We start from the raw sequence: 14279 nt of genomic DNA, 5'->3' as shown, positions 1-14279 counted from the left end.
TTACCCCTCCTAGTCTGCTAATTTTATAAAACCCTTAACGATAAATTGCTCTTCCGTTTTCTGTACTTCTAACTGACCACCGATTTTTTCAAGCCTTTCTCGCATGGAGGTTAATCCGAATCCTTCCTCAAAACGATAACTATTCATCACCGGATTGCTAATTTCAAAACGAAAGACACTGCCCCCTGGAGCTTCAAACGAAATCTCAGCCTCTCTAGCATTACTATGTTTCATAATATTCGTAAGTGCTTCCTGTACAGAACGAAAAATGACAAAAGACTGTTCACCTGTAAGCGGTACGGTAAACGCCCCATGCTTGACTGAAAACTGAATACGGATAAAACTCTCCGTTTCCAGCATACGGATTAATCGTAAAATGCCCTGAAGTCCTCCAATTTCATTGCTCTTTAACACTTTCACCGCATTTCGCGTTTCTTCAAGACTTTCACTTGCTAGGGACTTTAAAGACTGGATCTGCTCCTGATCTTTTTCATCTGCCGTTAACCTGAATGCTTCCATTTGCATGAGAAGCGCAGTAAGTTTGTGACCTACAGAATCATGAATTTCATGTGCAATCAGGGTACGTTCCTCCTGCCTTGCTGATTCTTCCTCCGAGGCAACACGCCTTTTTAAACTCCTATATTCACTGAGTAGCACATCATACCTAAGGAAAAAATCATCCTTCTCGTTCTTTGTTTGTTTATAAAGAATGATCGCTGCAATGAGAAAAACTAAATATAGCAAGATAAAACTAATTTCAGTTGCGGACAGATCCTTATTTAATATGATAAAAATAACTCCTATAGTAGAAACAATTGCAATAATACTAGCAAGACGAGTTGACAGCTGATAATAGGCTTCTCCAATTAACAAGGATAAAATCAACAGCAGAAACAGATTAAATTGTTCTCCTTGTTGCGGGAATAATATAATGACCGAAATCACTGCATTAATAGCAATTAAAACGGTGGAAATGACAGGCTTTTCCTTAACAAGCGGCATGAAAAAAAACAGTATAAAAAACAGTGATAAACCAAATAGCCGCCATGTGATCTCTGACAAATCACCTGAAAATCCTAGAATAGCAAAACTCCAAGCAACTGCATTAAACAACAACCATATCCAGTATAAGTTCATACACATTGTCCCTTTCCTTCCAATGAATATATCGTACCAAATAGGGTTTTAGATAACAATTATCTAAGGTAATATATCTAAAAGAAGAAGAACGTTGTTTCTCGAAAGGATCAGTTATTGGAATTGGGGAAGAAATATGGTTTTTGGTCTTTGAACTCAACTAAGCAAGCGGCGAGTGATAAATTGACTGGAAACGCCAATGTATTTTTCGTGACATATAAGGTGGAATATTTTATACCTATAGATTCGAGTAATATACGACTGGTGAACAACCACTCAAGTAATGTGGAGGTAGGGGAAAGGATTGTTTATTTTTTGCATCAAAAGTGTACAAAGTCCAAGTACTTGAACAAATAATGAAGTAACTACACATTTAGTCTTCGTCTTATTTGATTTTCTTTAACTGATTGGTGGCACAGCATTTAGTCAACTAGTTTCAGTATTCGGGCGCTTGACTTGAATAATAAGGCGCCTTTTTAACATGCCCTTCACATTAAAGGATTAAATTATCTATAAATAAAATATTGTAACTTTCCCATTTAAATTCTAAAGTTACCTTACAAAATGTCCGAAATGTGGTCTATACATAAAAAAATATCATTAAACAAAAAAAAGAGGTGATACACTCACCTCTAAAATCGATTAATCATATGTAGTAGCCCTGCTTATCCTTAATTAGAAGCAGATGGCATTGCTTTACATGGCTGAATGGTTAATAATGATCTTGGTTTTGTAAGGCTCACTTTAATACCAGCTTTTTTTAAACGGTTCACTAAATCTACGATCTGTGTTTTCTCCATTTATAAAACTCCTTTTTTCCTGCCTTTATACTTTATATATTAAAGGATAATTATGAAAAAACTATGAACAATCCTTTATTTTTTTCCTTCTTTTATAACTTTTTTGTGAAAAAAGTATAAAAGGATCATGGTTTTGTTGGATAAAGTGAAAACTTGCTTGTATGTATTGTCCAACGCCTCGCATTGTCTATTTTATCATTACTTACCCTTTTAGAATTATGACAAAACCTCAACAATTTCATTTCAAACCATAAATATTTATATTCGCTTTAAAGGGGTAAACTCCCTCTATTTTTTCATGTTTTTTCAAATAAATATGATCTAGATTAACACTGTGACTTGAGTTAATGTTATAATTTTATCGATTATGATTCATGGAGGAATATAATTAATGCTAACTGTTACAAACGTAGGTCTCCGCTATGGCGATCGCAAATTATTCGAAGATGTTAATATTAAGTTTACACCTGGCAATTGCTATGGTTTAATCGGCGCAAACGGTGCGGGAAAATCCACCTTCTTAAAAATTTTATCTGGCGAAATTGAATCACAGTCCGGGAATGTTAGCTTAGGACCAGGAGAACGGCTTGCCGTCTTAAAACAAGACCATTTTGAATATGAAGAATATGAAGTATTAAAAGTGGTTATTATGGGGCATGCACGCCTATATGAAGTGATGCAAGAGAAGGATGCTATTTACATGAAAGCAGATTTCTCAGATGAAGATGGTATGAGAGCTGCTGAATTAGAAGGTGAGTTTGCTGAGTTAAATGGTTGGGAAGCAGAATCCGAAGCGGCTATTTTACTTAAAGGTCTCGGCATTCCAGAAGAATTGCATATGAAGAAAATGGCTGATTTATCAGGTGGAGACAAAGTAAAAGTATTGCTTGCTCAAGCATTGTTTGGAAAGCCTGATGTTTTATTACTAGATGAACCGACGAACCACTTGGATATTAAAGCAATTGCATGGCTAGAGGAGTTTTTAATTAACTTCGAAAACACAGTCATCGTTGTATCTCATGATCGTCATTTCCTAAATAAAGTCTGTACTCATATTGCTGACTTAGATTTCGGTAAAATTCAAATTTATGTCGGTAACTATGACTTCTGGTATGAGTCTAGTCAATTAGCACAAAGAATGGCCCAAGATGCAAATAAGAAAAAAGAAGAAAAAATTAAGGAATTACAAAACTTTATTGCTCGCTTTAGTGCGAACGCGTCAAAATCTAAACAAGCAACATCTAGAAAAAAATTACTTGATAAAATTTCTTTAGATGACATTAGACCGTCCTCAAGACGTTATCCGTATGTAGGGTTTTCTCCTGATCGTGAAATTGGTAACGACTTATTAAGAGTAGATGGACTATCAAAAACAATTGACGGTGTGAAAGTACTCGATAATGTAAGCTTTATTATGAATAAAGACGATAAAATTGCCCTTGTGGGTACAAATGAACTTGCTAAAACAACTTTATTCAAAATTCTTATGGGTGAAATGGATCCAGATGAAGGTTCATTTAAATGGGGGGTAACAACTTCTCAAGCTTACTTTCCAAAGGATAACTCAAATTTCTTTGAAAATAGTGAGCTGAATTTAGTCGAATGGCTCCGTCAATATTCTCCTGAAGATGAAAGTGAAAGCTTCCTTCGTGGCTTTTTAGGTCGTATGCTCTTCTCAGGTGAAGAAGTATTGAAGAAAGCAAGCGTGCTTTCAGGTGGAGAAAAAGTTCGCTGTATGCTATCAAAAATGATGCTAAGTGGTTCAAACGTACTTTTACTTGACGAACCTACTAACCATTTAGACTTAGAATCCATTACCGCTTTAAATAATGGTTTAATTGCCTTTAAAGGTTCGATGATTTTTGCATCACATGACCATCAATTTATCCAAACGATTGCTAACCGAATTATTGAAATCACACCAAACGGTATCGTAGACAAACAAGTAACTTATGATGAATACCTTGAAAACGATGAGCTACAAAAGCAAATCGCCAAAATGTATCAGGCATAATAGTAAGAAAGCTGGTAGCCATATACGGCTACCAGCTTCTTTAAATGGATATGTAAAGTCGCGAATACCTGAGGACACTCAAAGTTGTATCTATAACAAACACCTACGTAAAAATACATAAATATATCCTTAGTTAATTTCAAGTATTGAATATTCATTAAAGTTATTTTCCGAAATGACTTTAAAACCATTTTTTCTTAATAAGGCTGTTGTGACACCATTACCTACTATTTGTTCCCCTTTGAATTCTCCATTGTAAATAACTGAACTACCACATGATGGACTATTTTCCTTAAGGATAATTGTATTTGCGCCCAACTCTTGAGCTTTTTTTAATGTAGCATATGCACCGTTGATATATTGTTTTGTAACATCCTTACCTGACTTTTCGATAACTTTTGCTTTTCCGTATAATACATCTTCACCATCTCCGCCCACGATTTCAGCTGGCTCTCTTGGCGTCGTAAAACCTCCGAGTAATTCCGGACAAACAGGCATCGCTTGATTCTCTAATAAAAGTTTCTGGATTCTTTCGTCTAAACTATTAGATCCATTATATCTTACATTCATTCCTGCCAAGCATGCACTTACTACTATCATGTTTTTCACCGCCAGTTGTTAGTCCCAAACAATCTTTTCTATTGATAATAGTAACATAATTCTTTCTTTTTAAAGTTATATTCTCACATTTACTCACATCTATATAAAGCAAAAAAGCACAGTAAAGTTACTGCGCTTCCTTCCTACCATCTTCTATTATGGATATCATATCGGTTACGTTTCCTCATTTTTCGTATAAATAAGAAAACCACTATTAAAATGATGGCGACCGAGCCTATAGCAATATAAATAATAAGAGTCGGATTTTCCTTCTCAGTATCATCACTAGCATCATTCATCGTATGATGGTTCGCTACCTCTTGTTTAGGCTGCTCTCTTTCCAAAGTTATTTCTTGTATCACTTTGTCATTATTATCCACGATTTCTAATACACCTTGTTTATTTAAGTGTTCTGTAAATCCTTCAATCGGTAAAGATACCTTGTAGCTATTTTCTGTCGGTTGAAACACTTTTTCACCAACAAAATATTCTTGTTCAGGGACAAGTTCTTTATTTTCATAATGAGAGAAACTGTAATCAAAGATGGTTTTGGTGTCTTTATAAATATCACGTTTAAAATCTGCTTTCATAACAATCGCTGTTAATGCCAATTTCCCATTATCTGCAGTAGATGCGAGTGTTTGTTTAGATTCACTGACAAATCCAGTCTTCCCACCAGTAATCCATTCGTACGGTCTTTGTCCAGTTAGGAGTTGATGATGGCTAATGAGTGTCGTATCCCAAGATTCACCATCCCATTTTAATTCTACAGTACCGAAAACTTCAGCGAAGGTCTCGTTTTTCATAGCATAATTTGTGATGATTGCCATATCCTTTGCCGTTGTATAATGGTTTTCGGAAAATAATCCGTGGGGGTTCGTAAAATGAGTCTCGGTCACTTTTATTTTATTTCGCATGTAAGCATTCAATTTTTTCGAAAAATTCTCTTCATTACCTTCCAAATGAATGGCAATTGCCTTTGCCGCATCATTACCTGAGTTAATGAGCATTCCTTGAACGAGCTTTTTTAAAGTTACCTGCTCGCCCTCTTCTAAGTATACTTTTGTCCCATCAACATCTACTGCTTCTTTAGAAATTGTGACCACATCATTTAAGTTTCCGTTTTCAATTGCGTAAATAGCGGTTGCAATTTTAGTTAAACTTGCTGGATACATTTTTGCGTTTGCATTTTTTTCATACAATATAGCGCCCGTCTCTGTTTCCATAACGATTGCCGTTTCACTAACAATTTCTGGTTCATCATCCTTAGCATATGCTTGTGTACCTAATAACATGAGGAATAGGAAGATGATCATCCATTTTTTCTTCATTCATCCACTTCCATTTCTAGTGCTTTTTACCCTATTGAATTGTACCAAAAAAATCTAACGTAATTACAGATGATAACAAATTGTTACATAATTGAAAGAACTTTGTCGTATTTTGTAATGAGTTAACGAATGCTGGTGATAAAAACTAAACTTAGTACGTGCCTAATTTTTGGTCATAAAAAAGAGCATCCTTTATTTAGATGCCCTAATTTACTAATTATATGATATTAACTACTGCCGCAGCCTCCACCGCAACTCGCACCTGAATCACCACTAGAACAAGAACTATCATTGGAAGGTGACGATGCATTACTAGCACAGGCAAAACCGCTGCATGAGGAAGAAGTAAAGCTATTCTTTGTTAGCTCTTCAGGTAAATAACTACTTACCGCTTCCTCAAAATTGTCATATTCATACATTGAAAAATAAATGCTAATAAAAAGAATACCTTGGTGGGAAAATACTGATTTTGATTTTAAACCCTTATCTTGATTTTCATGAAAATTAGTTGCTAATTTAATATTTTCTTTTATTGATTGAATTAATTCCAATTGGATATCCTTCCATTTAGAATGAGTCCGAAAATAAGTCATTAACAATTCTTTTTCACTCAAAGCAGTAAAATCAGCTATAATTTGCGGGTGCAAAGGTTTTCTCATAAAAGATCCCCATATTTTCACACTATTCTCAGATGGTTGGAAATAACTCAAATACAAAAAGTCAAAAAATGCCCTTTCGTTATGTGCAGATTGATTGCCACCAAGGTTAGGGGTATGGTGTAAATATTGACCAAATAATTGCTGGCAAAAATCAGCATACTTTTGTGTAAACAAAATCATTTCATGCCATAATGTATCTACTTTGCTACTATACATAGGTACTGTTTTAAACATGCTGCATAAGAAGAAATACCTTTTCAACTCCAAAAAAAGCCAGTCAAATTCATGATCTTTCCATTTTGGATGTTCTTTTAGCACGCGATTTCTTAACTGCCTTTTATCACTTTCAGTAAATGAATTCTCTACTTGATGAACTAAAGATTGTGCTATCGGCTGAACTAAACCAAGATTATTCGGGATTGGCAATTCCTTTAAAGGTTTTACAGTCGGTTTTAAGAATTTGGCAAATACGAGAATCATGATGATGAATAAAATGATAAATAAGTACAACATTCTCTCTTCCCCCCTCTCGCTCATTATACACAAGATATTGGTACCCCACCATAAATTTGGAAGGTGTTAACCAAGCATTCAAAAGCGATACTTTACCCCAAATTTATAAAAAACTCCTCGAAAGGGTTGCTATCTTTCGAGGAGTTATGACTTACTTATTCTTTTTCATATAATTATCGTATACATCATCTTTCGCTAACCAAGCAAAATCAGCTATCTTAATTGCATTCACTGCCGATTGGAAATCTTTAAATACTGTCGCATTTTCTTGATGATTCTTTTCTATTTTCCACTGCTCTTGTTTTTGGTAGATACGATAAATGTCACCAGAGCGTCCTTCATAAATCGTACCATGACTATTTTCTTTTTGGTTGAATTTATTTTTAGGTGCATCAATTTTTAATGATTCTTCTGTGAATAATTCTACAACAAATTTTCTAAACGCCTCTTCATTCATCGTACAGCCTGATGCTTTTGCATGACCACCCCCACCGTACGTGCCTGCAACAGCCGAAACATCAATGTGATCGTGAATCGTTCTGAAGCTGACTTTGCGACCACCCGTATTAAGAATTGCAATATAATCTAAATGAGGGTATTCTTTTCCCAGCTCATTGCCTAGTTCGGAATGATAAGATTCCGCATGAACAACACCAACAATATGCTTATCAATCGACGCTTGGATAAGTTCTCTTTTTTTACGCTTAATATAGCGTTCAATTTTAGCTTCTTCCATTGATAATAATTTCGCTTCAAGCTCATCAAATTCAAAGTCATCTGCGGTTTTTAATCTTTGCAGTATCATTTCTTCAAATTCTTCTATAGAAAACATATAAAATAAATCATTCAACTGCTTCGCTTTTACATTATTATTTTCGTCCCATTCCCAAGTATCATATTGTCGAACCAATTCAATGAATTGTTCAATAGACCTTTTTGGAGATAGTTTTTTTTGCTCAACAAAATACTCATATAATAATGATGTAGCACAAGTTTGTCTACCATCATCATATTGTACTGTTACTGTAGCCCATTCATATTCATTAAAGTGTAGGGCCGTTTTATGATGATCAATTAGTTGTGCCTGACCACCCTGTTTGACAAAATCATCGACCCTTTTCGTGTTATCCTCATTGATCGATAAGTCTGTTAAGTAAAGCTTGGTATCTTTATGGTCCTTTTCAGAAAAAAACTTCTCGACTTTATAGTCTAAGCCTCCGACAGAATTATAATAAACTTGCCCTTCTTCTCCTAATGCTAGCTTGATTATAATACCACAACCAACACCATCTAAGTCGTTATGAGAATATAATTTATACATTACTTCACCCGCTGTTCTAGAATATTTCAATATGTATGCTCTCCCAAAAGAGTTAGTACTATTATATATGAAAAGAACCCTGCATGAAACCGCAGGGCATTAAATTAAAACAGAAGGTATGCAATTGGTGTGACAAGAATAAGAGCAAGCACTGTTCGTTCAAACCAAATAATCACCATTTGCCTTATGGTAATAGGAATATCAGTTGATAAAATGCAAGGAACTAAAGCCGAAAAGAAAATAATCCCGCTAACAGATACAACCCCAATAATAAATTTTGTCATCAAAGCGGCTTCTGTCACTACCATAGAAGGTAAGAACATTTCAACAATCCCAACCGATGTCGCTTTTGCTGTTAGCATTGCTTCTGGTAATCCCAATATAGCTGTAAATGGATAAAATAAATATGCAAGCCAATCAAAAACTGGCGTGTATTCGACTAATACCAAGCCAATAAGCCCAATAGACATAATTGAAGGCAGAATGGACATCGTCATTAATACACCATCTTTTAAATTTTGTTTCACATTTTCAACTATTGATGGTGCTGAAGCAGCAGCTTTCATTGCTTCTTTCCACGCAGTTTTTAGCAGAGGTTTGTCATATGCATCTTTCTCTCTCTTCACACCTTGATAATACTCATTTGACATGTTTCTAATTGGCCAAATTCTTACCGTAATTGCTGTTACTGCAAATGTAATTATGAAGGAAGTCCAAAAATAAACCGACCATATAGACATTAAGTCTAACGCTTTAGCCACGACAATCATAAAAGTAACAGAAACAGTGGAAAACCCAGTCACTATAATTGCTGCTTCTTTCATTGAGTACTTACCTTCTTTAAAAATACGATTAGTAATTAAAATACCGACAGAATAACTACCGACAAAAGAGGCTACTGCATCAATCGCAGACCGTCCAGGTGTTTGGAAAATCGGTCTCATAACTGGTTTCATCATCACTCCGATAAATTCAAGCAGACCATAGCCTACTAATAAAGCTAAGAAGACCGAACCAATAGGAACTAATAAACCGACAGGCGTAACAAGACTATTAAATAAAAAGGGACCCATATTTGGATCAAATATGAATGTGGGACCCAAGCTAAAATAAACCATAAAAGCAATAACTACACCCAAAAGTTTTAAGAAGGAAAATACTGTTGTCACAATCGTTTCTTTCCAATTACCTTTTATAAAAGGATATAAGCCTCCTATCAGGATAATCAATAGCAAATAATAAGGAACAACATTACCTAGAAGGTGGCGCAACCCACTCACAATATGATCGATCATGATGGAAGATTGCCCATTCAATGTTATCGGAATAAAAAACATAAATATACCAATCATACTGTAAATGAAAAACTTCCATACATGACTATTGGCGTTTTTCATTTGAGATTTGGTTTTTGGATTACTCAGTTCCGTTTCCATATTTCCTCACACCCTATCTTCCTTTAAATGTTATTTTATAAAAAGAGACTGGCACATACCAATCTCTCCCTTACTATTAGTGACTTTTTAGCTTAGTTGTTACTAGGGCACCATTGTCAATGACTATTCTTCCAGCTTTAATTACCGTATGCGTATGGTTCATTCCATATAAATATTGAGTTTGCATATAATTAGGTACATCAAGTATAAGAATATCTGCCTTTTTTCCTTCTTCCAGACTGCCAACCTCATGACCCTTCCCAATTGCATGGGCAGCATTGATTGTTGCCGCGTAAATCGCTTCAGCAGGCGTTAAGCTCATATGCATACAAGCGAGATTCATCATAAAAGGTAATGAAGTTGTTGGCGAGGAACCAGGATTACAATCTGTAGACAAGGCAACTGCTACTCCTTCATCAATCATTTTACGACCATTTGCTGCTGCTTCCATTAAGAAAAAGGCTGTACCAGGAAGAAGAACAGCGATGACACCTGCTTCCGCCATTTTTTTAATCCCTTCATCTGATGCTTTCAATAAATGGTCAGCTGATATGGCACCTACTGCTGCTGCTAATTCTGCTCCACCATACGGTTCAATTTCATCTGCATGAATTTTTGGTATTAATCCAAGATTTTTACCCGCTAACAATAACCTCTTCGATTGCTCAGGAGTAAACACTCCGCGTTCACAAAATACATCGTTAAAAACAGCTAACTCTTCCTCTACCACAAGAGGGAGCATCTCATCGATAATTAGATCAATAAAAACATCTGGCCGCTCCTTGTATTCAGCAGGTATGGCATGTGCGCCCATAAAGGTGCTGACAATATCGATTGCATGAAGGTGATTGAGTTCTTTAGCTACAAACAATTGCTTATATTCAGTTTCCCAGTCAAGGCCGTAGCCACTTTTTGCTTCAATCGTTGTTACACCGTGTATTAAAAAGCGATCTAACCGTTTTATACTCTCCTCTTTTAATTCATCTATTGTCGCTGCTCTCGTTTTAGTTGTGGTGGCATGAATGCCACCTCCGTTGTTCATGATGTCCATATAGGTGGCACCATTTAACCTCATATTAAACTCTTCTTCACGGCTCCCTGCATAAACTAAATGTGTATGTGGGTCCACTAATCCAGGCATGACCACTTTACCACTCGCATCAATTATTTCTGCTAAATTTATCTCCTGATGAAATTGGCTGAGCAATTCATCTGTTTCACCGATGGCGACTATTTGTTCATCTTTCATTAGTATCGCACCATCATTAATGACGTGTAATTGATTCATCGCTGCTTTGACTGCTGGTTGTTGTGAATGACCCTTTAATGTAAGTAGTTCATTCGCATGTTTTATAAACAAATAAGTTGAGCTCATTACCTTACCTCTCCTCTATCGATTATTTTTCGGTATCTCTCTTCAACATTGGTATTTGAATGCCTTTATCTATGGCCGTTTGTTTCGCCAGATCATAACCAGCATCAGCATGCCGAACTACACCCATACCAGGATCTGTTGTAAGCACTCGCTGTAATCTCTTCTCCGCTTGTTCCGTTCCATCAGCAACAATCACCATGCCAGCGTGTAAGGAATAGCCCATGCCGACTCCACCGCCGTGATGTACTGACACCCAACTAGCACCACCAACACTATTAATTAATGCATTTAAAATTGGCCAATCTGCTACTGCATCACTGCCGTCCTTCATGGCCTCTGTTTCCCTATTAGGTGAGGCAACAGAGCCTGAGTCAAGATGATCTCGCCCAATTACGATTGGTGCTTTTAATTCACCAGATGCAACCATATCATTAATTATTTTGCCAAACCTTGCTCTTTCACCATAACCTAACCAACATATTCTTGAAGGTAACCCTTGAAATTGAATTTTTTCTCTAGCCATTTTAATCCAGTTACATAAATGCTTATTATCTGCAAACTCTCTTAAGATGACTTCATCTGTTTTATAAATATCCTCTGGATCTCCCGATAGTGCTACCCATCTAAAAGGGCCTTTCCCCTCACAAAATTGTGGACGAATATAAGCAGGTACGAATCCTGGGAAGGCAAAAGCATTTTCCACACCTTCATCATGCGCGACTTGACGAATATTGTTACCGTAATCAAATGTAATCGCACCTTTATTCTGCATTTCAAGCATAGCAGTCACATGAATGGCAATTGACTTCTTAGCTTGTTGAACATACTCTTGTGGATTTTCAATTCTTAACTTCGCTGCTTCTTCCATTGAATAAGAAATAGGAATATAGCCATTTAACGGATCATGCGCGGATGTTTGATCTGTTAATATATCTGGAATGAAACCGACGTCCAACATTTTGGGGAGGATTTCAGCTGCATTTCCAAGCAAGCCAATTGACAGTGACTTTCCCTCTGCTTTTGCTTCCTGTGCAAGCACAATCGCTTCTTTCATATCGTAAATTTTTTTATCCAAATATTTTGTTTCTAATCTTCGGTCTATTCTTGTCTCATCTTTATCTATTGCAATACAAACACCCCCAGCCATTGTCACTGCTAATGGCTGCGCCCCGCCCATACCGCCAAGGCCCGATGTAAGTGTAATCGTTTGCTTTAAAGAACCATTAAAATGTTGCTTTGCCAATTCTGAAAATGTTTCATACGTTCCTTGCACAATTCCTTGGCTGCCAATATATATCCAACTACCTGCAGTCATTTGGCCGTACATTATTAAACCTTTTTTGTCTAGTTCATGAAAGTGATCCCAATTGGCCCATGCAGGAACAATGTTAGAATTGGCAATTAGTACTTTGGGTGCATCCTCATGTGTTTTAAAAACCGCAACAGGTTTCCCTGATTGCACAAGCAAGGTTTCATCATTTTCAAGCTGGTGAAGAGTTTCCATCAAACTATCGTAGCTCTCCCAATTTCTTGCCGCTTTACCAATCCCGCCATATACAATTAATTCATCAGGCTTTTCTGCGACTTCTTTATTTAAATTATTTCTTAACATACGAATAGCAGCCTCTTGAATCCAACCTTTTGCATGAAGTTCACTACCTGTATAATTAATAATTTCTCTCTTCACTTTTTCCATTATTATCCCTCCAACTCATTCATAAGTTTATTTTAACTTAGAATTTTCAGAATAAACGGTCTATTAATATTGGATTATTTATATTTTTCTGTTATTTGTTACTTTGATTTATATAGTTATTTATTCATTTATTTGATTTATATAAAAATATAAAGAATATATAACTAAACCGTTTAAATTCTACTGCTCTATTTTTATTATTCTTAATTTATAAACCATCTAATTCTTTTTTGATCTGAACCCATTCCGTTTCTTTCACGGTAGAATTGCCTCTTTTAATTAAAGTTGATTTCTGCTCTCATCATGCCAGACTCGACAATATGTATAATGAGACTTTCCTTGGAGTGAATAAACGGCCAAAACAAAAAAATCCAAACAATCATTCTAGGTTTTAAGGAAAAATTGAATGATTGTTCAGATTGAGTTTTTGTTTATGATTTCGAGACGAGATGTTCTAGCTGTTCGTCATTAATAAATCGCTGTATATTTTTTAGCGTCAGCTGGTTAATTCTTTGGACTGCTTCAAAAGTAGCCCCACCTATATGAGGAGTTGCTATCACATTTGCTTGTTTTGACAACTCCGTAATAGAAGGCTCTTTTTCAAAAACATCTAATGCAGCACCTTTAATCACATGGTTTTTTAATGCTGCAAGCAGGTCCACTTCATTGACTAATCCGCCGCGTGAGATATTAATAAGAAACGCACTCGGCTTCATTTTTGCTAAAGTTTTTTCATTTATTAGATGGCGATTTTTCTCAGATAACGACGTAGAGAGAATAATGTAATCGGCAGTTGATAGTAAATCGTCAAGTTCAGTAAAGGTAACATTCAGCCCTTTCGCTTTTTCCTCGTTTCGGTAATGGCCGAAAGCAATGACTGACATATCAAAACCGCTTGCTCTTTTAGCAATTGCTTGTCCGATTGCACCGAAACCAATAATGCCCAACTTTTTCCCGTACACTTCGTTACCCATAGAAAGCTGCCATTTACCAGTTTTCATCTCTTGATCTTTTTGCGCAATTTGTCTTGAAATTGACAATAATAACGAAAAGCCAAGATCTGCTGCGGAATGTGCATTTTCCCCTGGTGCGTTTGTAACAACAATCCCTTTTTTCTCAGCATAGCTCACATCGATATTATCGTACCCTGCTCCGAATTTAATAATGTACTTTAAATTGGGGGCATGGTCAATAACTTCTTGATCAATTTTCACAATAGCAACGACGATGATATCAACCTCTTCGACTTCTTTTAATAATTGTGATTTTGTAAGTCCACTATCACTATGAACGAACTTCACTTCAGCATTTAACTGCTTCGCATCTTCTATGATTGTCGGATATTCCTCGATAAAGGGATCTCTAATTAAATATAAAACTTTCATTTTTCATCTTCA

Annotated in this window: 11 protein-coding genes; 1 reads left to right on the top strand and 10 read right to left on the bottom strand. The window is 35.9% G+C overall.

Features of this window, described 5'->3' with window-relative positions:
* Window positions 1-9: 9 nt before the first annotated feature.
* Window positions 10-1137, bottom strand: coding sequence for a sensor histidine kinase (locus MKX29_RS20180; protein WP_341107324.1), 1128 nt, complete (start codon window positions 1135-1137; stop codon window positions 10-12).
* A gap of 671 nt (window positions 1138-1808) precedes the next feature.
* Window positions 1809-1937, bottom strand: a complete 129-nt coding sequence (locus tag MKX29_RS20175; RefSeq protein WP_263624167.1) for a hypothetical protein — start codon at window positions 1935-1937, stop codon at window positions 1809-1811.
* A gap of 391 nt (window positions 1938-2328) precedes the next feature.
* On the opposite strand from MKX29_RS20175, the gene MKX29_RS20170 reads away from it, so the two are divergent.
* The gene (locus MKX29_RS20170; RefSeq protein WP_224936592.1) at window positions 2329-3951 is read left to right on the top strand and encodes an ABC-F family ATP-binding cassette domain-containing protein; all 1623 of its coding nucleotides are present in this window, start codon (window positions 2329-2331) and stop codon (window positions 3949-3951) included.
* A 129-nt stretch (window positions 3952-4080) separates the two neighbouring features.
* On the opposite strand, the gene MKX29_RS20165 is transcribed toward MKX29_RS20170, so the two are convergent.
* The 8 genes from MKX29_RS20165 to MKX29_RS20130 form a co-directional block, all read right to left on the bottom strand.
* Complete coding sequence (locus tag MKX29_RS20165; protein WP_341107321.1) at window positions 4081-4551, bottom strand: DUF523 domain-containing protein; 471 nt, start codon at window positions 4549-4551, stop codon at window positions 4081-4083.
* 143 nt (window positions 4552-4694) lie between these two features.
* A complete protein-coding gene (locus MKX29_RS20160) occupies window positions 4695-5882 on the bottom strand; it encodes a D-alanyl-D-alanine carboxypeptidase family protein (protein WP_341107319.1) in 1188 nt (395 codons plus the stop codon).
* Between the two features lie 227 nt (window positions 5883-6109).
* Window positions 6110-7054, bottom strand: a complete 945-nt coding sequence (locus MKX29_RS20155; protein WP_341107317.1) for a glycine-rich domain-containing protein — start codon at window positions 7052-7054, stop codon at window positions 6110-6112.
* A 151-nt stretch (window positions 7055-7205) separates the two neighbouring features.
* Window positions 7206-8405, bottom strand: a complete 1200-nt coding sequence (locus MKX29_RS20150; RefSeq protein ID WP_306469994.1) for a DHH family phosphoesterase — start codon at window positions 8403-8405, stop codon at window positions 7206-7208.
* 74 nt (window positions 8406-8479) lie between these two features.
* The gene (locus MKX29_RS20145) at window positions 8480-9811 is read right to left on the bottom strand and encodes a YjiH family protein (RefSeq protein WP_445662698.1); all 1332 of its coding nucleotides are present in this window, start codon (window positions 9809-9811) and stop codon (window positions 8480-8482) included.
* A 76-nt stretch (window positions 9812-9887) separates the two neighbouring features.
* Window positions 9888-11186: an imidazolonepropionase gene (gene hutI / locus MKX29_RS20140; RefSeq protein WP_341107313.1), complete on the bottom strand. Its 1299-nt coding sequence runs from the start codon at window positions 11184-11186 to the stop codon at window positions 9888-9890.
* 22 nt (window positions 11187-11208) lie between these two features.
* A complete protein-coding gene (gene hutU, locus MKX29_RS20135) occupies window positions 11209-12882 on the bottom strand; it encodes a urocanate hydratase (RefSeq protein ID WP_341107310.1) in 1674 nt (557 codons plus the stop codon).
* Window positions 12883-13313: 431 nt separating this feature from the next.
* The gene (locus MKX29_RS20130; protein ID WP_341107307.1) at window positions 13314-14267 is read right to left on the bottom strand and encodes a phosphoglycerate dehydrogenase; all 954 of its coding nucleotides are present in this window, start codon (window positions 14265-14267) and stop codon (window positions 13314-13316) included.
* Window positions 14268-14279 lie beyond the last annotated feature (12 nt).

This window comes from Cytobacillus sp. FSL R7-0696, from assembly GCF_038006865.1.
Lineage (GTDB): Bacteria > Bacillota > Bacilli > Bacillales > Cytobacillaceae > Cytobacillus > Cytobacillus kochii.
Note: the sequence above shows the minus strand (reverse complement) of the source record. Positions and strands in the feature narration are given on the sequence as shown.